The organism is Ottowia sp., from assembly GCF_047601385.1.
Taxonomy (GTDB): Bacteria; Pseudomonadota; Gammaproteobacteria; order Burkholderiales; family Burkholderiaceae_C; genus Ottowia.
The window spans coordinates 2,953,846-2,974,042 of sequence record NZ_JASGJP010000001.1 but is presented as its reverse complement, the minus strand read 5'-3'; the positions used below and the strand labels follow the sequence as shown (position 1 = coordinate 2,974,042).

Below are 20,197 nucleotides of genomic sequence, written 5' to 3'. Positions count from 1 at the left end.
GGTCCCTACCGCCGCTGGCGCCGCGCACCGGGGCAGCGCCCGACCGCGCTCAGCCCCAGCAGGGCCGCCAGCAGCCACAGCGCCCATTGGCCCAATGTGGGGATGGGTACGAGCCCCGTGTCGATCGATGGGCCGCCCGGATCGCGGATCACGCCGTTGACCGTCAGGTCGTCGTCGCCGAGTCCGCCGTCACGGATGGTGAAGGTGACCGTGTTGCCCGAGATGCGCACGTTGCGGGGCGGGTACCAGAATCTGCTGCCCGCCGGAGAACGAGGTCTCGCCATACTTCATGTAGCCGGTGATGCCGCGCAGGTTGGGCCAGGTGGTGCTGACCGTGACCTCGCTGCCGGGCTCGCAGCCGACCAGCTCGAAGTCGAGCAGGCCGTGGGGCAGCAGCAGCTTCTCCAGCGGCTTCCAAATGCCCTCGGGCGGCACCAGGCGCGTAGCCGCCGGGTTGAAGACACAGGTATCGCCGCCGCCGCTGACGGTGGCGACCACCGTGCCGGTGCCGGTGGCGGTCGTGCCCTCGAAGCGCTTGCCGGAGCCGGCGGGCGCCAGGTTGGTCAGCAGGGCATACAGCGGCTGCGCCGCGCCGTCCGCGGTGATGACCGCGCGGAAGCTGCCTTGCTGGCCGTTGGCCACCAGGGCCGGCGACACGGCCGTGCCGTCGGCACCGGACTGGGCGCTGGCGGTGACGAGGGTACCCCCGAAACTGGCCGAAGGCCCGCTTGGCGGCAAGGAGAACAACACGGCAACGCCGGACCTGGGCTGGCCCTGAGCATCGACCACGCGCACGATCATCCGCAGGCCGTAAGCCGTGTTGACGGGAGCGCTCTGGGTCAGGCCGTCGATGGACTCCAGCAGCAGCACGGGCGCCGCCACGCTGTTGTTCAGCGAGAAGGCGAGGCCGCCGGCCATGCCGGACACGGTGGCGCGCGCCTGATGGGCGCCGGCGGTCTGGTTGGCGGTGAAAGCGGGGGAACTGGCCTGGCCGTCGCTGCCGGTCAGCACGGTGGCGCTGCGGCCGTCGGCGAAGCTGGCGCTGGCGCCCGAGGCGGCGAACTCGAAGCGCACCGCAATGCCCGGCAGCGGCTGGCCCGCGGCGCCCAGCACCTGCACCACCATGGGCGCGCCGAAGGCGGTGCCGACCTGGGCCGTCTGGGCCGTGCCGGAGATCAGCCGCATGGAGGCCGGCGGATCGACCGCGACCGGGCGGTTGGTGAGATCGAAGCTCACCGGCGCCAGGCCTTCGACCTGGGCCGTGACGGCATAGGCGCCCGCGGTGGCATTGGCGCTCGGCGCGGGGCTGGTGGCGAGGCCCTGCGCGTTGGTGACCACGTCGACGCTGGCTGCCGCTGCAAAGCGGGCGCTGGCCCCGCTGGCCGGCGCCGTGAAGCGCACGGTGACGCCGGCCACGGGCTGACCCTGGTCGTCCTGCACCAAGACCACCAGCGGAGCGGCGAACGCCGTGGAGACGACTGCGGACTGGCCCGAGCCCGACTGCGCGACGAGGCGTGCGGGCTGCGGCCCGGCCGGGGGCACCCACTGCTGCTGGGCCACGCCCATCCATCGCGCGGCATCGAGACGCAGCGAATCAATCGCCAGCGCGTGCGGTGCGGCAGCCAGCGTGTCGAGCGCGGCCTGGAGGCGCGCCAGTTCCTTGAGCACCGTGGTCCAGTCGCTTTGCAACTGGGCGGTCTTGGCGGCGGCGGCGGCCTGGCGGGCCTGCTCGATCAGCGCCTGGGTGTCAGGGTTGCCGCTGTTCAGGGCCGACAGCGCGTTGCCGACCTGGGGTGTCAGCTCGTCCAGGCCCACGACCGTGATGGCCTGGGTTTTGACATCGAGCACCTCGGCGCTGCCATCGAGCAGCGAGGTCTGCACCTGCACCGTGCCGGAGGCCTGGGGCAGAACCAGGCGCAGCTCGCCCGACGTGCTCTGGCCGGGCGAGAGCTGCCAGGCCCATTCGACCCCTTGCGATTCGGCACGCGCGGGCGTTGGCGCCGCATCGACGTAGGTCACGCCGGACGGCAGTTGCACGCGCACGCTGACGGCCTGCGGGGCCTCGCCTTCCGGCGCATTGCTGCGCACGGCGGTCTTGAGCGGCAGACGGGCGCCGGCCAGGGCGGGATCGGCGCGCGAGACGGGCGTGAACGCCAGCAGCTGCTGGCCGGCGTAGCTGCCCCAGAACGCATGGGCTGGGCCTTGCACCGTGGCCAGCAAGTCGAAGCCGATGGTCCAGGCCTGACCATGGCTCCAGGTGGCGCTGGCGATGACGGTGGCGCCCGTGCTGGCCGCATCGGCCATGGCTTGAGCGGACGGCGCCTGCAACTGCAAGCCGTGCAGCGCACCGACGACCGGCTGATTCGTCGGCTCGTTGGGGAACCTGACCGACTGGCCTGTGCCGATCGCGGGACTGACGATGCGGGCGCCCAGCACGTCCGCCAGTTGATTGACCTTGTGGTCGCCGCTGGCGAGGCCGGGCAGGCCGTCGGCCACCACGGTGGCGCCGCGGCGCACGGCCGCGCGCAACTCGGCCAGCGCCTGGTCGTCGAGTTTGTCGGCGCCGCCGTGAAGCCACAGCAAGTTGTACGCGCCGCTGCGCTGGGCCAGATGCCAGGCAGCCAGCGTGGTCACGGTCTCCAACTGCTGCACGCGCGTGCCGAGGACGGCCTGGGCATCCTGCGCTGCCTGCGCTTCGCAGTCGGCCTGGCTGGCGGCCTCGGTCTGCGGGCACGACAGCAGCATGAGCACGCGCGCCTGCGCGGGCAGGGTCTGCGACATCTCCACGGTGCCGGATTTGTCTGCGAGCACCGTCAGGCCGAGCATCGCGCTGTTGTTGTTGCCTTGCGGATCGGTGGTGCTGGCGGTGACGCTGACGGGCCAGGAGACGGTGCGGTCCTGGGTGCCGGTCACCTCGTCGGCCTTGACCTCCAGGGTCAGCGTGGCGCTCTGCCCCTTGGCCAGGCCGCCGAGCGTCCAGGCGCCGCCGGTATAGCTGCCCAGGCTGGCCGTGGAAGACAGCAGGGTCAGGCCGGCCGGCACGGCAACCTGCGCCGAGACGCCTTGCGCCGCGGCGTCACCGGCATTGCGCACCGTCACCACGACGGTCGCCGTCTCGCCGCCGCGCAATTGCGACCGGCTGGCCTGGATGGCGATGGACAGGTCGGCCTGCTCGGTGCTCTGGTTCGGATCGGGCCTGCGCTTGGAGATCAGGTAGCCCTGGCCGGCGATGCCGGCCGCCAGCACGATGTCCTTGATCAAGCCAGGCTGCGCGGCGCCCCCGGCGCTGCCCGCCACCCAGGCGCCGTCGATCCAGCCGTCGACCACGGCCGCTTCGAGTTGATAGCGGCCGGGCGCGAGACCGACGAAACTGAAGGCGCCCGAGGGGTCGGTGTAGCCCTGGCGCAGGACGTTCTGTCCACCGGCATCAACGCCCTTGAGCACGATGCCCAGGTTGCCTTCCGCCGGTTCGCCGGCATCGCGCACGCCGTTGGCGTTGCTGTCACGGTAGGCGCTGCCGGAGAGGCTGGCGGCGCTGCCCTGGGAGAACTCGAGGATGTAGTCGCCAGTGGTGTTGCTGTCGAACACGTGCACGAAGTACGACCAGCTCAGGTCGGCGTTGCGGGTCTTGGAGAGCCAGAAGTTCTGCGGCGGCAATACCTTGCCGTCGCTGCGGACCACGCGCGCGATGGGCCGGGCACCCCTGAACGGATCGGGCACCTTGGCGTGGACGAGATTGGACGCTGAGGGGAAGGTCAGGCGCAGCGATGCGGCTGAAACGTTGGTCAGGCTGGCCTGCTTGGACACGTCGGCCACCTCGGCATCGCCGCCGTTGGAGTCGTACACCCAGTAGCCGTTGCCGAACTCGGCCAGGAAGTCGTAAACGTCGTCGTGTCCGGCGAGATCGACCAGCACGTCGTGGACCAGTTTGTGCGCGCGCACTTCCTGGATCAGCGAGGTGACGGCGCCGCCAAGGGAATCCGCATGAGTGAAGCTGGCGTTGAACTCGGTGAAGCGGCCCGCCAGCGAGGTTTCCATCACCCAGCGGCCGACCTTGGCGCGGCGCCCGGGGATGTCGCCGAAGTCCAGCAGCAGGCTCTTGCCGAGCATCTCGTTGCCGACGTAGCCGCCGAGGATGCGGAAGTCGATCAGCAGGCCCTGGCGGTTCTCGACGATCTTGGGCTGGGCCGACTCGATGGTGGTGTTGGCCGACACGCCGGCACCGACGTTGGCGACGCGCACGCCCAGGGTGAACGGTTCGGTGGGCTCGACCTCGGGGGTCATGGCGTCGTCGGCGTAGACGTCGGTCGGCAGGAAGTAGTCCAGCACCAGCAGAGGCTGCGGGCGCACCACCACGTAGTCGGGCGTGACGTCCACGGTGGTGGTCTCGCCGGCCAGGGTGTAGGTGACCTTGGCGCCGATGTAGTACATGCGGCCATTGGCCGTGTCGCCGCCGGCGCCTTGCGACGGGATGATCAGCCAATGGATATCGGCCGTGGTCTTGGCGGCCAGCGTGCCGGCGCCGCCCAGCGAGTCGATGCCGGCCATGCGGTCGATGCGCTGGAAGAACGTGGCGCCGACGGCGTTGGGGTCGGTGGTGGCGGTGACCGGCTGCTGGTTCTGGTCGAGGTAGGTCAGCTCGATCTTGACGTTGCTGATGACGCCGTCCAGGCCGTTGCGGATGACCATGTGCGCATCGAACGCCTGCCGCTCCAGGGAGAGCTTCTGCTCGATGACGATCTTGACTTCGGCGCAGTCCGCTTCCTGTGCCCATGAAGCGGCCGGCCAGAGCATGGCCCCCAGCAACGCCAGCCACAGCATGGCCCATGTGCGCCACAGCGACGCACGACCCCTCCCTCGACGCACTCGCATACGTCCCCTCCCTCGTTCAGGTGCCGGTCTTCAGACCGGATCAATCTTGTACCGCGTGCCTGCGCCTACTTCGGAAAGGCCAGCACCTACCGGCTCATACCGTCACTACTATACCCATGGCCGCGCAACGGTTCATACTACATTTTTAGGATGCCTATATGGCCGATCTGTGATATCGGGGCGTCGCCTTCAGACTCCCAGACCGGCGACGCGCATGCGCGAAGAGGCTTCACTCCAGCACAAACGTGATAGGCACGTAAACCCGGCGCATATCCCCTGCCCCCAGGTAGGCAGTGGTATCGAAACGCCAGCTTCGCACGGTCTCCAGAGACACCTGGTCCAGGCGATCGAACCCGCTGGAGCGCTGCAGCACGACTTCGATGGGGCGTCCATCGGGGCCGATCAGCACCCGTACGACGACGCGTCCGGCCTCGCGCAGATGCCGGCTGGTGGCCGGATAGAGAGGCGCTGGATTGATCGAGTCGCTGGGCTGGCCGGAGGGGCGGACCAGGATTTCTGGCATCTGTGGGGTGGGTGGACTGGGCTCAGACTGGGGCGTGACGGGCACGATGTGGGCGGCGTCGGGTGCGGGTGGGGCCGAGCGCGGCGAGGGACGCACGGGCGTGAGGGCCTTGAGGGGCGCATCCGCGACGGCCAGGGTGGGCGCGGCGGGCTGCGAACGCGGCTCGGGCGCGGGGGCCGGGCGCATTTGCGGCAACGGATCGGGCGATTCGCTGGCCGCGGGCGGCGCGAGGGTGATGATTTCTGCCAGCAGGGTGGCGGGTATGTATGCCTTTGGTGGCTTGCCCCGCGAGGCTTTGTGCAGCATCCAAAGCGCCAGCACGTGAGCCAGAGCAACGATCGCGATGATCAGGGTATCGCGGCGGCGCGGCAGGTGCATGGCGGGAAATTATGGGGCCGTACCTCGAACCGTGAGACAGCCCAGTGCGTAGTTCCCAATGCTTGAGCCTAGAAACGGCAGCTGACCGCTTGCCATCTTCAGGAGAACCGCATGGGCATTGACTTTCGTCGCTTCGATGAAGCTCACCTATTGGGCAGCAGCGCGTCGCTCACTCCACCGTCACGCTCTTGGCGAGGTTCCTGGGCTTGTCCACATCCGTCCCCCGCGCCAGCGCCGTGTGGTAGGCCAGCAGTTGCAGCGGCACCACGTGCAGGATGGGCGACAGCGGGCCGTAGTGCTCGGGCATGCGGATGACGTTCAGGCCCTCGCCGCTTTCGATGCGGGTGTCGGCGTCGGCCAGGGCGTAGAGCACGCCGCCGCGCGCGCGCACTTCCTGCATGTTGCTCTTGAGCTTTTCCAGCAGCGCGTCGTTGGGCGCCACGGTGACCACCGGCATGGCGCTGGTCACCAGCGCCAGCGGGCCGTGCTTGAGCTCGCCGGCCGCGTACGCCTCGGCGTGGATGTAGGTGATCTCCTTGAGCTTGAGCGCGCCCTCCAGCGCCACCGGGTAGTGCAGGCCGCGGCCCAGGAACAGCGCGTTCTCCTTGGCCGCGAACTGCTCGGCCCAGGTGATGACCTGCGGCTCCAGCGCCAGCACGGCTTGCAGGGCCACGGGCAGGTGGCGCATGGCCTTGAGGTGCGCGGCCTCCTGCGCGTCGCTCAGCAGGCCGCGCGTGCGGGCCAGCGACAGCGCCAGCAGGAACAGGCCCGCCAGCTGGGTGGTGAAGGCCTTGGTGCTGGCCACGCCGATCTCGACGCCGGCGCGCGTCAGGTAGGCCAGCTTGCATTCGCGCACCATGGCGCTGGTGGCGACGTTGCACACCGTCAGCGTGTGGCGCATGCCCAGGCCCTGCGCGTGGCGCAGCGCGGCCAGGGTGTCGGCGGTCTCGCCGGACTGGCTGATGGTGACGACCAGCGTGTCGGCATCGGGCACCGAATCGCGGTAGCGGTATTCGCTGGCGATCTCGACCTGCGTGGGCACCTTGGCGATGCCCTCCAGCCAGTATTTGGCGACGCAGCCGGCGTAGTAGCTGGTGCCGCAGGCCAGGATCAGCACCTGGCGGATGGCCTTGAAGGTGGCGTGGGCGCCCTCGCCCGGCGCGTGGTTGCTGGCGGCCTCGAACAGCTCGGGCACCACGGCCTCGACGCCTTCCAGCGTGTCGGCGATGGCGCGCGGCTGCTCGAAGATCTCCTTCTGCATGTAGTGGCGATACGGCCCCAGCTCGGCCGCGCCGCTCATGGCCTGCACGGTGCGCACCGGGCGCGTGGCGCGCTGGCCGGCGCGGTCGGCCACCCAGGTCTTGCCCAGCTGCACGTCCACCACGTCGCCCTCTTCCAGATAGACGATCTGGTCGGTGACGCCGGCCAGGGCCATGGCGTCGCTGGCCAGAAAGTGCTCCTTGCCGTCCGCGCCCACGCCCAGCACCAGCGGCGAGCCCTGGCGCGCGCCCACCAGGCGCTGCGGTTCGTCGCGGTGCAGCACGGCGATGGCATAGCTGCCGCGCAGGCGTTGCACCGCCGCCTGCACCGCCTCGGCCAGGTCGCCGTCGTACAGGCTGTCGATCAGGTGGACGATGGTCTCGGTGTCGGTCTGGCTGGCGAAGCGGTAGCCGCGCGCTTGCAGCTCGGCGCGCAGTTCCTCATGGTTCTCGATGATGCCGTTGTGCACCAGGGTGACGCGCGCGGGGCGCTCCTCGCCGCCGTGCGGCCCCATGCTGAAGTGCGGGTGCGCGTTGCTGACCGCCGGTGCGCCGTGCGTGGCCCAGCGCGTGTGGGCGATGCCGGTGTGGCCTTGCAGATCCTCGCGCTCGCACTGCGCCGCCAGGTCGGCCACGCGGGCGATGCCGCGCACGCGCCGCAGCCCGCCGGCGCCCGGCGTGTGCACGGCCACGCCGCAGGAGTCGTAGCCGCGGTACTCCAGCCGTTGCAGGCCCTGCACGAGGATGGGAACGATGTTGCGCGTGGAGACCGCGCCGACGATGCCGCACATGGGTCGATCCTGTTGTCGGGTGAGGCTGTGATCCTAGGGAGTGCGACAAGAAATTTCCGATCAATATATGCACCCATAAGCAATAATCTGCTATTCAAGGCGATAGAAGAAATTTTTATTCAAATACATTTGAAAAATGGAACTGGATGACATCGACTGGTCCCTGCTCGCCGCCCTGCAGCAGGACGCCGCCCAACCCAACCAGGCGCTGGCCGAGCGCGCGCACGTCTCGCCGCCGACGGCGCTGCGGCGCGTGCGGCGGCTGCGCGAGGCGGGGCTGGTGGCGGCGCAGGTGGCGCTGCTGGATGAAGACCGCATCGCCGCCGCCCAGGGCCACGGGCTGACGGCCATCGCCGAGGTGTCGCTGGACCGCCAGGGCGCCGAGCACCTGGACGCCTTCGAGCGCCGCGCGGTGGCCGACGACGCCGTGCGCCAGTGCTACCGCGTGGCGCCGGGGCCGGACTTCGTGCTGATCGTGCGTGTGGCCGACATGCCGGGCTACCAGTTGCTGGCCGAGCGCCTGTTCACGCAGGACGCCAACGTGCGCAACGTGCGCGTGTTCTTCGCCACGCGGCGGGCCAAGTTCGATACGCGGGTGCCGCTGCGGAAATAAGAGCCAAATCGGCCTCCAGCGCCCGCCAGACAAGCGCCAGCAGCTATCAAATATGGAGTATCACCAGACGCCCCGCGCCTCCACCCGCACCACCGCCTCCACGGTGCCGCCGGCCAGGCCGCCGCGCACGGCGGCGATGTGGCTGTGCAGGTTGACGGTGGGGTCGCAGTGGCCCGGCACCAACCACACGGTGTCGCCCAGCGCCGGCAGCGCGCCGCCGGGCTGCGCGGGGCGCAGGATGCCGTGCTCGTCGCCGCCGTTGGCGAACGCCAGTTCGGGCTGGCCGGGCAGCGCGTGCACGCGCGGCAGGCCGCTGTCGATGGCATGGCTCTTGTGGCCGGCGTCGCACACCGCGCGGTCGGCCGAGACGCTGACGACCTGCGACTTGACGAACAGCGCCGCCTCGAACGGCGGCTGCGCCGGGTCGATCTGGTTGCCCAGGTAGTCGGCGTCCATGAACAGGAAGCTGCCGGGCTGCAACTCGTTCCACAGGCCGCTGGCCGCTTCTTCCACGAAGGTGCCGGTGCCGGCGCCGGTGACCAGCGGCGGCGCCAGGCCGGCGGCCGCCAGCAGGCTGCGGGTTTGCGCCAGCAAGGCGGCGGCGGCGCGGATGGCGGCACGGCGCTCGGCCGCCGTGCGCAGGTGCTGCGCGCCGCCGTGGTAAGCGTGCAGGCCGGCGTAGCGCAGGCTGGACGAGCGGCCGGCCAGCAGACGCGCCAGGGCCAGCGCCGGCTCGCCGGGCGCCACGCCGCAGCGGCCCTGGCCGACGTCCACCTCGACGAAGACGTCGATCACCGCGCTGGTCAGCTGCATGGCCTGCGCCAGGCGCTCGACGCCCTCGGCGCTGTCCACGGCGATGGCGAGCTGCCCGCCGCGGCCCTTGAGCTGGTGCGCCAGCGCGGCCACGCGGCGCAGCTTGGGCACGCCGAGCACCTCGTTGCTGATGAAGACGTCGTTGATGCCGCCAGCGGCCAGCGCCTCGGCCTCGGCCACGGTCTGCGCGCACAGGCCGACGGCGCCGGCCTGCAACTGCAAGCGGCCGAACAGCGCGCTCTTGTGCATCTTGCCGTGCGGGCGCAGGCGCAGCCGGTGCTTGGCGGCGTACTCGGCCATGCGCTGCATGTTGCGGTTGGCGGCGTCCAGGTCCACCACCAGCGCGGGCGTGTCGAGGGCGTCCACGCCCTGGCCGACGAGGGCGCGCAAACGTTCCGTGCTGCTCATGCGGTGCTTTCGTCCAGGGCGTGGTCTTCGAGGTGCGTGACGTCGGCCCAGCCGATGAGCGACAGGCCGCTGTCGGGCGTCCACAGCAGGCGGTTGACGGCCGTGTTGCCCAGCTGCCAGGTGCGCGCGTCCTGCAGGCCCAGGCCGGTGGCGGCGCGGTACAGCACGTCGAGCACGCCGCCGTGCGTGAACAGGGCGATGGACCTTCCCATGTTTTCGGCCGCCAGCGCTTGCACTGCCTGCGTCACGCGCTCTCTGAACAATAGCAAGGACTCGCCGCCGGGCGGTGTCCAGTCGGGCTGGCGGCGGCGCCAGGCCTCGGCCATTTCGGGCGCGCTGGCGGCCACGTCGGCGAAGGTGCGGCCCTGCAGCGCGCCGAAATGGCGCTCGCGCAGCGCGGTGGTGGCGGCCAGGGGCGCGCCGGTCGCTTCGGCGACGGCGCGCGCGGTGTCCAGCGCGCGGGCGAGGTCGCTGCTGTAGAGGCGGTCGATCGGCTCGCGCCCGGCCAGCGCCTGGGCCAGCCGGCGCGCCTGCTCGCGGCCGGCGTCGTTCAGGCCGATGTCCAGGTGGCCCTGCACGCGCGCGCCCACGTTCCAGGCGGTTTCGCCGTGGCGGATGGCCAGGATGCGGGTGGACTCCATGGCGGCGGATCATGCCACGCGCGCGGCCGGCCTTGTAAGCATCCGCACGCGGCGGCGGGCGCCTGTCGTCCCGCAGGCGACCGGCCGGCGCCGGCGGGAACGATTACGCTCGCCCAGCCGAACCGCCAGACCCGCCGCCATGCCCCCGCTGACCGACCCGACCGCCTCCCGGCCCCCCTCCACGAACCATGCCTGGCCAGCGCTGCTGCTGCTGACCACCGGCTTCACGCTGAGCCAGGCGTTCCGCACCATCGCGGCGATCATGGCGCCGCCGCTGCAAGCCGAGTTCCACCTCACGCCGCAGCAGCTGGGCGTGTTCGCGGCGGCGTTCCATTTCGCCTTCGGCGCGCTGCAACTGCTGATGGGCATCGGGCTGGACGTGCACGGCCTGCGGCGCACGGTGCTGGCGGTGTCGCCGCTGATGGTGCTGGGCGCGGCGGTGTCGGCGCTGGCCCCCAGCTTCGCGGTGCTGGTGGCCGGGCAGGTGCTGATCGGCGTGGGCTGCGCGCCGGCCTTCCTGGTGTGCACGGTGTACATCGCGCGGCACTTCGCGCCGGAGCGCTTCGCCGCCGTGTCGGGCGCCATCCTGGCCGTCGGCAGCAGCGGCATGCTGCTGACGGGCACGCCGCTGGCCTGGCTGATCGAGGCCAGTTCCTGGCGCATGGGCTTCTGGGTGCTGGGGGCGTGCGCGGCGCTGTCGTGGCTGGCGATCGCGCGCTGGGTGCCCGAGCCGCCGCAACCGGCCGGCCTGCCGGCCGAGCGCGAGTCGCTGGGCCAGGCGGTGCGCGCCTTCGGCCAGTTGTTCCGGCTGCCGCACACGCTGGGCATCATCCTCTTTTCGCTGGTGACCTACGCGGCCTTCGTGGCGCTGCGCGGGCTGTGGCTGGGGCCGATGATGATGCAGCGCCACGGCTGGGGCCTGGTGGCCGCCGGCCACTTGGCGATGGTGATTTCGGTGGTGGCGCTGATCGGCCCGCCGCTGTTCGGCCGTGCCGACCCGGGGCCGCGCGGGCGCCGCCGCTGGCTGGTGGGCTTCACCCTCTTCGTCGCGGCCCTGTTCGCCGGCCTGGCGCTGGGCCCGGGCGCGCCCGTGGCGGTGGCGCTGATGCTGCTGATGAGCGCGGTGTCGGGCTACATGGCGCTGCAATACCCCGACGTGAAGGACGCCTACCCGCCCGCCGTGATGGGCCGCGCGATGGCGCTGTTCACCATGGCCACGTTCATGGGCGTGGCGCTGATGCAGTGGTTGACCGGCGCCATCGCCTCGGCCGCGCAAGCGCACGGCGTGGAGCCCTTCGCCGCCGTGTTCGGCAGCATCGCCGCGCTGCTGGCGGCCGGCGCGCTGGCCTTCCGCTGGCTGCCGCAGCCGCCGAGCGTGACGGCATCCGGCCGCTGACTCAGCGCGCCGGCACGCTGGCGGGCGCCGAGGCCGCGCCGGCGGGCGGCAGCAGCGGCACGCCGACGCGGCGCACGGTCTGCGCGGGCTGCGGGTAGCCCTCCAGCGCGGCGGCGAACAGCGCGGCCAGCACGTTGTCGGTGTCGTGCGCGGTGCCATCGTGGCGGGCCCGGGTGTCATAGACGATCTGGCCGGTCTTCAGGTCGCGCATCAGCAGGCTGGCCTCGGTGACGTACACGGGGATATCGGGGTCCCACATCGGCCAGCCGTAACCCAGGCCGAAGCCGCCGCCGCGCCAGCCGTAGCCCAGGCCGAGCGCGATGCGCGCGTTGCTCGGCCCGCCCCACGGGCCCCAGGCGTCGCGCCAGTAGGCGTTGACCACGCCGCCCACCTGCACGCTGATGCGCGGCGCGGCGTCGTCGCGCACCAGGCCGGCGCGGGCCAGCGCGGGCTGCGCCAGGGCCTCGAGCCGCTCGGGCGCCGGCTGGCCGGCGGCGGCCGGGGCGCGCTCGAAGCGGTAATGCGCGCCTTGCAGCACGGCGGCGCCGGGCGGCTGGGCCGCGTGGGTGCGCACGTCGGCATCCACCGCGCGCGGGCCGCTGGCGCAGGCGGCCAATGCGGCCGCTATCATAATAAGAGCTGCTCGCGCAATCCACATGGGCGTTGTCCCCATAAAAGAACTTGAAAATCCCCACGCTCCCCCGAGGGGGCCGTTTTTGCCTTGGGGCGGCCCGGCGGCAAAAATCAGGCGCCGACCAGCGGCACGCCGCCGAACGGCCGGCCCACGGGCTCGGGGAAGGTCTCCTCGTCGAAGGCCTTGTCGCCCTGCTCGTCGGCCACGCCTGTGGCTTTGAGGTTGCGGAAGTCGTGCAAGTTTCCGTCCATCAGGTGCGAAGGCACCACGTTCTGTAACGCGGTGAACATGTTCTCGATGCGGCCGGGGTGCTTCTTCTCCCAGTCGCGCAGCATGTCGCCCACCACCTGGCGCTGGAGGTTCTCCTGGCTGCCGCACAGGTTGCAGGGGATGATGGGGAACCGGCGGTGCTCGGCCCAGCGCACCAGGTCCTTCTCGGGCACGTAGGCCAGCGGGCGGATGACGATGAACTCGCCGTTGTCGCTGGCCAGCTTGGCCGGCATGCCCTTCAACTTGCCGCCGAAGAACATGTTGAGGAAGAAGGTTTGCAGCATGTCGTCGCGGTGGTGGCCGAGCGCGATCTTGTTGCACCTCAGGCGCCGCGCCACGCTGTACAGGATGCCCCGGCGCAGGCGCGAGCACAGGCTGCACGTGGTCTTGCCCTCGGGGATCTTGGCCTTGACGATGCTGTAGGTGTCCTGCGTCTCGATGTGGTGCTCGATGCCCAGCTCGCGCAGGTAGTCCGGCAGCACCTCGGCCGGGAAGCCGGGCTGCTTCTGGTCCAGGTTGACGGCCACCAGCTCGAACGGCACCGGCGCGCGGGCGCGCAGCTTCATCAGCACGTCGAGCAGGCCGTAGCTGTCCTTGCCGCCCGAGAGGCAGACCATCACGCGGTCGCCGGCCTCGATCATGTTGAAGTCGGCAATGGCCTGGCCGACCTGGCGGCACAGGCGTTTTTCCAGCTTGAGCGCCTCGCGCTCGTCGCGCGTGCGGGCGGCGGGGCCGGCGAGCGTGGTTTCCATCATGGGCCCGATTGTCCTACGGCGGCGTTACCAGTCGCCCGCCTCCATGCGGATGGCGACCTCGCAGTCGTCGAAGATCTCCAGCTTGACGATGCGCACCCGCACGCCCAGCACGCCCGGCAACTGCAGCAGGCGCGTGCAGAGCTTGCCGACCAGGCTTTCCAGCAGGTTGACGTGGCGCGCGGTGCACTCGTCGATGACGATCTGGCGCACCTTGCGGTAGTCCAGCACGTGGCGGATGTCGTCGTCGCGCGGCGCCAGCGGCTGCGGGCCGAGGTTCAGCTCGGCGTCGACCTGGATCGGCTGCGGCGTGTTCAGCTCGTGCGCCAGGATGCCCAGGTTGGCCGCGAAGCGCAGGCCGGTGAGGGAGAGGACTTGAGAGCCGGAATCGGGCATGTTCAGGAATCACCAGGGTTTGAGGCCGACGCGCTCGGTGCCGACGGATCGGCTGTCCGGGTACACGTCGGGCTTGCGGGTGCGCACGCGCGCGGCCTGGATGTGGGGGTGCGCCATGAGCCGCGCCAGGATGGCGTCGCACAGGGTTTCCTGCAGCTCGTGGTGCGACTGGCCGACGACCTCGGCGACCAGCGCGCGGATGAAGTCGTAGTCCAGCGTGGCGCCGATGTCGTCGCGGCCGGCCGGCGCGTGTTCGAGCCGCACGCACAGGTCCACGTCGAACCACAGGCGCTGCGGCCCTGCGCGCTCGAAGCCGTGCACGCCGATGCGCACCGCCAGCGCGTGCCGCCGCAGGCTCAGCAGGCGACAGTCGGTCGCCAGGCGGGCGTCCAGCGCGCCAAAGGCCAGCAGCGTGGCGCTCACGGCTTGCCCTCCTCGCCTACCGCGAACATCACGTCGCGCGCCAGAGGGACCAGATGCTGGCCGTTGTCCACCTGCAGGGTGCTGCCGGTGATGCTGTCGTTTTCAGCCATGAACACGGCGGCACGGGCCACGTCGGCGGGGTCGATGGGCTGCCCCAGCAGGTTGACCCGGCTGGCGCGGTCGAAGTTGTCCTGCGTCTGCGGCCCGCTGAGGTAGAGCAGCCCCGGCGACAGCCCGCAGACGCGCACGCGCGGCGCCAGGGCCTGGGCCTGCAGCGCCACGCTGCGCTCCAGCGCCAGCTTGCTGACGGTGTAGGAGAAGTAGTCCGGGTTCAGGTTGTGCACCTTCTGGTCCAGCACGTGGATCACGCTGTGGCGCCCGGGGGCGGCCTGCGCGCCGTCCAGCCGCGCGGCCAGGCGGTTGCCCAGCAGCAGCGGCGCGACGGTGTTGGTGCGCAGGTGCGCCAGCAGGTGTTCGGCATCGGCCGTCGGCGCGGTGTCGGCGTCGAAGATGGAGGCGTTGTTCACGATGCAGCGCGGCAGCGCGCCGGCCTCGGCCTGGCAGGCGTCCAGCAGGGCATCGGCGCTTTCGGGCGCGGCCAGGTCCTGGCGGACCGGCACGCAGGCGCGGCCCAGGGCCTGCACCGCGTCCCGCGTTTCCCGGGCTTCTGCCTCGGAGGTGTGGTGGTGGCACAGCACCCGCCAGCCGGCGCGCGCGAAGGCCAGGCAGAACGCCCGGCCCAGGCGCCGGGCGCCGCCCGTCACCAGGACCCAGGGCGCCTCGCTCGCGCCGGAAGAAGGGGGGGCAACCGTCATCGGCGCGTATTGTGCGCCCGGTGCCCGACAATCGCGCCCATGCCCCATTCGCTCACGGCCCTGATCGCGCGCGAGGTCCAGGCCGCCGGTGGCTGGCTGCCGTTCGACCGCTTCATGCAGCTGGCGCTGTACGCGCCGGGCCTGGGCTACTACGCGCACGGCAGCGCCAAGTTCGGCCGCTGGCCGGGCTCGGGCAGCGACTTCGTCACCGCGCCGGAGCTCTCGCCGCTGTTCGGCCGCGCGCTGGCGGCGCAGGTGGCGCAGAGCCTGGCGGCCACCGGCACCGGCGAGGTGTGGGAGTTCGGCGCCGGCAGCGGCGCGCTGGCCGAGCAGCTGATCGACGCGCTCGACGCCCTGGGCCGGCCGCCGGCGGGCTACACCATCGTGGACGTATCCGGCGCCCTGCGCGCGCGCCAGCAGGCGCGGCTGGCGCGCTTCGGCGCGCGCGTGCGCTGGGCCGAGCGGCTGCCGCAGGCGCTGCGCGGCGTGGTGGTGGGCAACGAGGTGCTGGACGCCATGCCGGTCAAGCTGCTGGCGCGGCGCGGCGGCGAGTGGTTCGAGCGCGGCGTCGTGGTTTCAGAGCCTTTTCGGGCGTCAACGCCCGCCAGTCAAGTGCCGGCAGCTACGGATTCAGGAGTAACCGCCTTCGCCTGGCAGGACCGCCCCACTGCCCTGCGCCCGCCCGCCGAGATCGCCGGCGCGCACGGCTACGTGACCGAGCTGCACCCGCAGGCGCGCGCCTTCGTCGCCACCGTGGCCGAGGCGCTGCGGGCCGGCGGCGCCGGGGCGGCGTTCTTCATCGACTACGGCTTTCCCGAGGCCGAGTACTGGCACCCCGAGCGCAGCGCCGGCACCCTGGCCTGCCACCGCGCGCACCGCATGGACGACGACCCGCTGGCCGACGTGGGCGCCAAGGACATCACCGCGCACGTGGACTTCACCGGCGTCGCGCTGGCGGCGCAGGACGCGGGGCTCGACGTGCTGGGCTACACCGGCCAGGGGCGCTTTCTCATCAACTGCGGCATCGCATCGCTGATGGAAGCGGCCGACCTGCCCGCCCGCGCCGCCGCCTTCAAGCTGCTGGCCGAGCACGAGATGGGCGAGCTGTTCAAGGTGATCGGCCTGGCGACGCCGGGCCACGGACCGGCGCTGGGCTTTGGCGCGGGCGACCGCACACACAGGCTATGACCACCCCCAGGCTCCACGCGCTACGCGCTGTTGCGCCACCCCCCTCGAGGGGGCGCAGCCCCTGGCCGGGGGAACCCCGGCCAGGGCTGCCGCTGGCATGGCCTGCTCCGCGGCCATGGGCGTCTTTCGCATCCCACCGCCGCGGGTGGTGGCAAGCCACCATCGAGCCGACACCATGATCCGCTGGGCCATCGTCATCTTCCTCGCGCTGGTGCTGATCAGCTGGTTCACGCCGCTGCTGCAACGGCTCGGCTTCGGCCGGCTGCCGGGCGACTTCCGCTTCCGGCTGTTCGGGCGCGAGTGGTTCATTCCGCTCACCACCACGCTGATCCTGAGCGGCGCGGCCAGCCTGATCGCGCGCTGGCTGTGAACGTGCCCCCCCGTTGCTCCACTCGCTGCGCGATGTTCCGGCATCCCCCCTCCAGGGGGCGCACCCACTGACCGGGGGGACCCGGCCACGGGTGCACTGGCATGGCCTGCTCCGCGGCCTTGCGTACCGTGGTCCGCGAGTGATTCAATGGCTTCAGTCACTTTTCGATAGCTGCCAGCGCTTGATGGGCGGGCGCTGGAGGCCGAAAACACCCAAAATCACAGCATCTCGTCCGGCGCCAGCGGCCCCAGGATCTTCATCAGCAGGCGCAGGCCCAGGCCGGCGTCGGGCTCGCTGTGCGCATCGCCGAAGCCGGCGCCGGGCGGCGCGCGCCACAGCAGCCGGCCTTCGGGCGTCAGTTCCATCCGCCAGGCGCCGCCGTTCAGCGCCTCCTCCACCTCCGCCGCCGCCTGGCGCGCCAGCGCGCGGCTGCGGATGACCAGCGCCACCTCGGTGTTCTGCAACTTGGAGCGCCAGTCGAGGTTCATCGAGCCGATGCTGATGACGCGGCCGTCCACGATCAGCATCTTCGCGTGCAGGCTGGCCTGCGAGCCGCCCGGGCTGGAGCCGAACACGGTGCGGTTCAGCCCCGCGCCCTGCAGCGCGCGCATCTCGTACAGCTCCACGCCCTGGCGGATCAGCGCCTCGCGGTGGCGCGCGTAGCCCACGTGCGCCAGCGGCGCATCGCTGGAGGCCAGCGAATTGGTCAGCACGCGCACCCGCACGCCGCGCCGCACCAGCTCGGCGAACACCTGCTTCATCTCCTCGCCGGGCACGAAGTAGGGCGAGACGATCAGCGCGTCGCGCCGCGCCAGCCGCAGCAGCGAAAGCATGCCGTCCACCACGGTGTCGTCGGTGTGCTCGTCGTTCAGCTCGGGCACCAGCTTGGCGGGCTCGTCCACCCGCAGCGCCGCCGGCGCCCAGGCCAGCGGCAGGCGGGCCAGGTCCAGCGCGGGCGGCAGCGGCGCGGGCGCCTCGGGCGGGGGCGCGTCGGCCGTGGTGGTCTCGCGCAGGCGGCGCAGCTCGCCCGCGCTGATGAGCGAGGCCACCGGGTAGGCCAGCGGGTTGTTCCAGTAGCGGTCGAAGCTGGCCGACATGGCCTGCACCACCGGGCCCACGGCCAGCACGTCCATGTCGATGAAGTTGCTGCCGTCGGCGGTGCCGAAGTAGGCGTCGCCCAGGTTGCGCCCGCCGGTGATGCCCCAGGCGTTGTCGGCGATGTACAGCTTGTTGTGCATGCGGTGCTGGATGCGCCGGAAGTCGTGCAGCGAGCCCAGCGCCCGCAGCGCGCCGGCGCCGCGGTCGCCGGGCAGCGGGTTGAACATGCGCATCTCCACCCCGGGCAGGAAGGCCATGCCCATGACCAGCGCGTTCTGCCCGGTGCTGTTGAAGTCGTCCAGCAGGATGCGCACCCGCACGCCGCGCGCCGCCGCCGCGCGCACGGCGCGCAGCAGCGCGCGCGTGCTGGCGTCGGCGTGGATGGCGTAGTACTGGATGTCCAGCGTGCGGCGGGCCTGCTGCGTCAGCGCCAGCCGGCTGGCGTAGGCCATGTCGGGCGAATCGACCAGGGCAAAGCCCGATTCGCCCGTGCGGGCGCTGGCCGGCCGGCGGGCGGCGGCCAACTGGCCCAGCGCGGTGGCCTCCGGCGCCTCCAGGGCGCTGGACGCGGGGCGCTCCACCGCCTTCGGCAGGCTGCCGCAGCCGGCCAGCGCCAGCAGGGCAGCCAGCAGAAGCGCGGGCGGCAGATGAAGGATTCGCAGCAGGCGCATGAACTTGGGGCGAACAGGAAAACCCATGATATGCAAGGCACTCCGTCCCGTCGTGTCGGACGACAACACCAAGATACCCCACGCTCCCCCGCTGCGCGTGGTCCGCTGCCCCCCGAGGGGGCCGTTTTTGCCTTGGGGCGGCCCGGCGGCAAAAATTCCCCCCACGCTCCCCCGCTGCGCGTGGTCCGCTGCCCCCGAGGGGGCCGTTTTTGCCTTGGGGCGGCCCGGCGGCAAAAAAAAGACCGCCCGAAGGCGGCCTGCCGGCAAACGTGTGCCGCGCTCAGGCGGTCTGGTCGTCCACCGTCGCGCTGGGGCCATTGCTCATGCACGACTGGATGCCGGCGTCGCGCGTGGCCGCGCTCGCGTACATCTGGCTCTGGCCGATGACCTGGCCGTTGGCGGCCTTGAGCGTGAAGTAGGGCGAGCCGTCCTTGCCCGTCAGCTTGTCGTACCTGCCGGCGTCGCCGGAATTCTTCTTCACCGATTCGATGCCGTTCACCGCGCTGGCCTTGGCCTCGTACATCTCGCTGGTGAGAATGACCTGGCCGTTGCCGGCCAGCAGGTTGAAGTGGTACTTGTCGTTTTTCGACTTCTTGAGTTCGAACTTGCCTGCCATGAGATCTCCTTCCGGTTGGCGCCCCTCACGCGGGGCTGGGCTGCATTGTGGCGAGCGCCGCGCCGCGCGGCAAGCCGGGCGGCGCGGGCCGTGGAATTGCGCACACGGCTGTCTCAGCTCTGCATCAGCCGCTTGGCGCGCGAGATGGACAGCAGCATGCCCAGCGCCAGCCCCAGCGTGACCATGGCCGTGCCGCCGTAGCTGATGAAGGGCAGCGGCACCCCCACCACCGGCAGGATGCCGCTGACCATGCCCATGTTGACGAAGGCGTAGGTGAAGAAGATGGTGGCCAGCGCCGCGCCCAGCAGGCGGGCGAACAGCGTCGGCCCCTCGGCGGCGATCATCAGCCCGCGCAGGATCAGGAAGGCGAAGCCGGCCAGCAGCGCCAGGTTGCCGGCCAGGCCGAACTCCTCGGAGAAGGCGGCGAAGATGAAGTCCGTGGTGCGCTCGGGGATGAACTCCAGGTGCGTCTGCGTGCCCTGCATGAAGCCCTTGCCGTGCAGCCCGCCCGAGCCGATGGCGATCATCCCCTGCAGGATGTGGAAGCCCTTGCCCAGCGGGTCGCGCGTGGGGTCGAGCAGGGTGCACACGCGCTGGCGCTGGTACTCGTGCAGCACGTGCCAGTCCACGCCGTCGGCGCACAGCGGCCCCTCGTAGGCGACGATCAGCACGATGGCGGCCGCGCCCACCAGCACCGGCGGCAGCACCAGCTTCCAGGGCAGGCCGGCGAAGAAGATCACCGCCAGGCCGGCAGCCATGACCAGCAGCGCGGTGCCCAGGTCGGGCTGCTTCATGATCAGCCCCACCGGCAGCGCCAGCAGGGCGAAGGCGACGATGAAGTCCACCGGCCGGGTCTGCCCCTCGCGGCGGTGGAACCACCAGGCCAGCATCAGCGGCGTGGCGATCTTCAGCAGCTCGCTGGGCTGGATCACGATGCCCACGTTGAGCCAGCGCGTGGCGCCCTTCTTGGTCATGCCGAACAGCGCCACCGCCACCAGCAGCGCCACGCCCAGCGTGTAGAGCGGCAGCGCCAGGCTCATCAGCCGCTGCGGCGGGATCTGCGCCACCACGAACATGATGCCGGCGGCGATCAGCATGTTGCGCCCGTGGTCGGCGAAGCGCGTGCCGTGGTCGAAGCCCGACGAATACATCGCCACCAGCCCGGCGCCGGCCAGCAGCAGCACGGCCAGCAGCAGCAGCAGGTCGAACCCGCGCAGCAGCGGCCAGGCGCGCTGCCAGAGCGAGGGTTTGTCGAACACGATGGCCATGA

General features: G+C 71.3%; 18 protein-coding genes. 4 read left to right on the top strand and 14 right to left on the bottom strand.

Going from position 1 to position 20,197, the window contains the following annotated elements; all coding sequences use genetic code 11:
• Nucleotides 1–5: 5 nt before the first annotated feature.
• From QM772_RS14495 to glmS, 4 genes are all read right to left on the bottom strand, one after another.
• Complete coding sequence (locus QM772_RS14495) at nucleotides 6–230, bottom strand: IPTL-CTERM sorting domain-containing protein (RefSeq protein ID WP_415137653.1); 225 nt, start codon at nucleotides 228–230, stop codon at nucleotides 6–8.
• On the bottom strand, nucleotides 190–4,872 hold the full coding sequence (locus QM772_RS14490) for an SdrD B-like domain-containing protein (RefSeq protein ID WP_415137651.1): 4,683 nt from the start codon (nucleotides 4,870–4,872) through the stop codon (nucleotides 190–192). The genes QM772_RS14495 and QM772_RS14490 overlap by 41 nt, the downstream gene beginning before the upstream one ends.
• A 229-nt stretch (nucleotides 4,873–5,101) precedes the next feature.
• On the bottom strand, nucleotides 5,102–5,773 hold the full coding sequence (locus tag QM772_RS14485) for an energy transducer TonB (RefSeq protein ID WP_415137649.1): 672 nt from the start codon (nucleotides 5,771–5,773) through the stop codon (nucleotides 5,102–5,104).
• 169 nt (nucleotides 5,774–5,942) lie between these two features.
• The gene (glmS, locus tag QM772_RS14480; protein ID WP_415137647.1) at nucleotides 5,943–7,823 is read right to left on the bottom strand and encodes a glutamine--fructose-6-phosphate transaminase (isomerizing); all 1,881 of its coding nucleotides are present in this window, start codon (nucleotides 7,821–7,823) and stop codon (nucleotides 5,943–5,945) included.
• A 136-nt stretch (nucleotides 7,824–7,959) separates the two neighbouring features.
• On the opposite strand from glmS, the gene QM772_RS14475 reads away from it, so the two are divergent.
• Complete coding sequence (locus QM772_RS14475; RefSeq protein WP_415137645.1) at nucleotides 7,960–8,436, top strand: Lrp/AsnC family transcriptional regulator; 477 nt, start codon at nucleotides 7,960–7,962, stop codon at nucleotides 8,434–8,436.
• Nucleotides 8,437–8,496: 60 nt separating this feature from the next.
• On the opposite strand, the gene QM772_RS14470 is transcribed toward QM772_RS14475, so the two are convergent.
• Together QM772_RS14470 and QM772_RS14465 are read right to left on the bottom strand one after the other, a co-directional pair.
• A complete protein-coding gene (locus QM772_RS14470; RefSeq protein ID WP_415137643.1) occupies nucleotides 8,497–9,657 on the bottom strand; it encodes a DSD1 family PLP-dependent enzyme in 1,161 nt (386 codons plus the stop codon).
• A complete protein-coding gene (locus QM772_RS14465) occupies nucleotides 9,654–10,298 on the bottom strand; it encodes a histidine phosphatase family protein (RefSeq protein WP_415137641.1) in 645 nt (214 codons plus the stop codon). Before QM772_RS14465 ends, QM772_RS14470 begins: the two co-directional genes overlap by 4 nt.
• A gap of 139 nt (nucleotides 10,299–10,437) precedes the next feature.
• Between QM772_RS14465 and QM772_RS14460 the strand changes: the two genes are divergently transcribed.
• Nucleotides 10,438–11,694, top strand: coding sequence for an MFS transporter (locus QM772_RS14460; protein WP_415137639.1), 1,257 nt, complete (start codon nucleotides 10,438–10,440; stop codon nucleotides 11,692–11,694).
• 1 nt (nucleotide 11,695) lies between these two features.
• On the opposite strand, the gene QM772_RS14455 is transcribed toward QM772_RS14460, so the two are convergent.
• The 5 genes from QM772_RS14455 to QM772_RS14435 all read right to left on the bottom strand — a co-directional run bounded on the left by QM772_RS14455 (nucleotide 11,696) and on the right by QM772_RS14435 (nucleotide 14,984).
• The gene (locus QM772_RS14455; protein ID WP_415137637.1) at nucleotides 11,696–12,325 is read right to left on the bottom strand and encodes a DUF4136 domain-containing protein; all 630 of its coding nucleotides are present in this window, start codon (nucleotides 12,323–12,325) and stop codon (nucleotides 11,696–11,698) included.
• Between the two features lie 113 nt (nucleotides 12,326–12,438).
• The gene (gene ttcA / locus QM772_RS14450) at nucleotides 12,439–13,353 is read right to left on the bottom strand and encodes a tRNA 2-thiocytidine(32) synthetase TtcA (RefSeq protein ID WP_415137635.1); all 915 of its coding nucleotides are present in this window, start codon (nucleotides 13,351–13,353) and stop codon (nucleotides 12,439–12,441) included.
• Nucleotides 13,354–13,377: 24 nt separating this feature from the next.
• Nucleotides 13,378–13,746 carry a dihydroneopterin aldolase gene (locus QM772_RS14445; protein ID WP_415137633.1) on the bottom strand — a complete coding sequence of 123 codons (369 nt, stop codon included), beginning with the start codon at nucleotides 13,744–13,746 and terminating at the stop codon, nucleotides 13,378–13,380.
• Between the two features lie 9 nt (nucleotides 13,747–13,755).
• Nucleotides 13,756–14,169: a dihydroneopterin aldolase gene (locus tag QM772_RS14440; RefSeq protein WP_415137631.1), complete on the bottom strand. Its 414-nt coding sequence runs from the start codon at nucleotides 14,167–14,169 to the stop codon at nucleotides 13,756–13,758.
• Nucleotides 14,166–14,984: an SDR family oxidoreductase gene (locus QM772_RS14435; RefSeq protein ID WP_415137629.1), complete on the bottom strand. Its 819-nt coding sequence runs from the start codon at nucleotides 14,982–14,984 to the stop codon at nucleotides 14,166–14,168. The genes QM772_RS14440 and QM772_RS14435 overlap by 4 nt, the downstream gene beginning before the upstream one ends.
• 39 nt (nucleotides 14,985–15,023) lie before the next feature.
• On the opposite strand from QM772_RS14435, the gene QM772_RS14430 reads away from it, so the two are divergent.
• Both QM772_RS14430 and QM772_RS14425 read left to right on the top strand, forming a co-directional pair.
• Nucleotides 15,024–16,172 carry a class I SAM-dependent methyltransferase gene (locus QM772_RS14430; RefSeq protein ID WP_415137627.1) on the top strand — a complete coding sequence of 383 codons (1,149 nt, stop codon included), beginning with the start codon at nucleotides 15,024–15,026 and terminating at the stop codon, nucleotides 16,170–16,172.
• A gap of 175 nt (nucleotides 16,173–16,347) precedes the next feature.
• Nucleotides 16,348–16,542, top strand: a complete 195-nt coding sequence (locus tag QM772_RS14425) for a DUF2905 domain-containing protein (protein ID WP_415137625.1) — start codon at nucleotides 16,348–16,350, stop codon at nucleotides 16,540–16,542.
• A gap of 218 nt (nucleotides 16,543–16,760) precedes the next feature.
• Here QM772_RS14425 and QM772_RS14420 read toward each other — a convergent pair whose 3' ends face one another.
• The 3 genes from QM772_RS14420 to rodA form a co-directional block, all read right to left on the bottom strand.
• Nucleotides 16,761–18,338 carry a phospholipase D family protein gene (locus QM772_RS14420; RefSeq protein WP_415137623.1) on the bottom strand — a complete coding sequence of 526 codons (1,578 nt, stop codon included), beginning with the start codon at nucleotides 18,336–18,338 and terminating at the stop codon, nucleotides 16,761–16,763.
• 253 nt (nucleotides 18,339–18,591) lie between these two features.
• A complete protein-coding gene (locus tag QM772_RS14415) occupies nucleotides 18,592–18,927 on the bottom strand; it encodes a YegP family protein (protein ID WP_415137621.1) in 336 nt (111 codons plus the stop codon).
• A 113-nt stretch (nucleotides 18,928–19,040) separates the two neighbouring features.
• Complete coding sequence (gene rodA, locus QM772_RS14410; protein ID WP_415137619.1) at nucleotides 19,041–20,195, bottom strand: rod shape-determining protein RodA; 1,155 nt, start codon at nucleotides 20,193–20,195, stop codon at nucleotides 19,041–19,043.
• Nucleotides 20,196–20,197 lie beyond the last annotated feature (2 nt).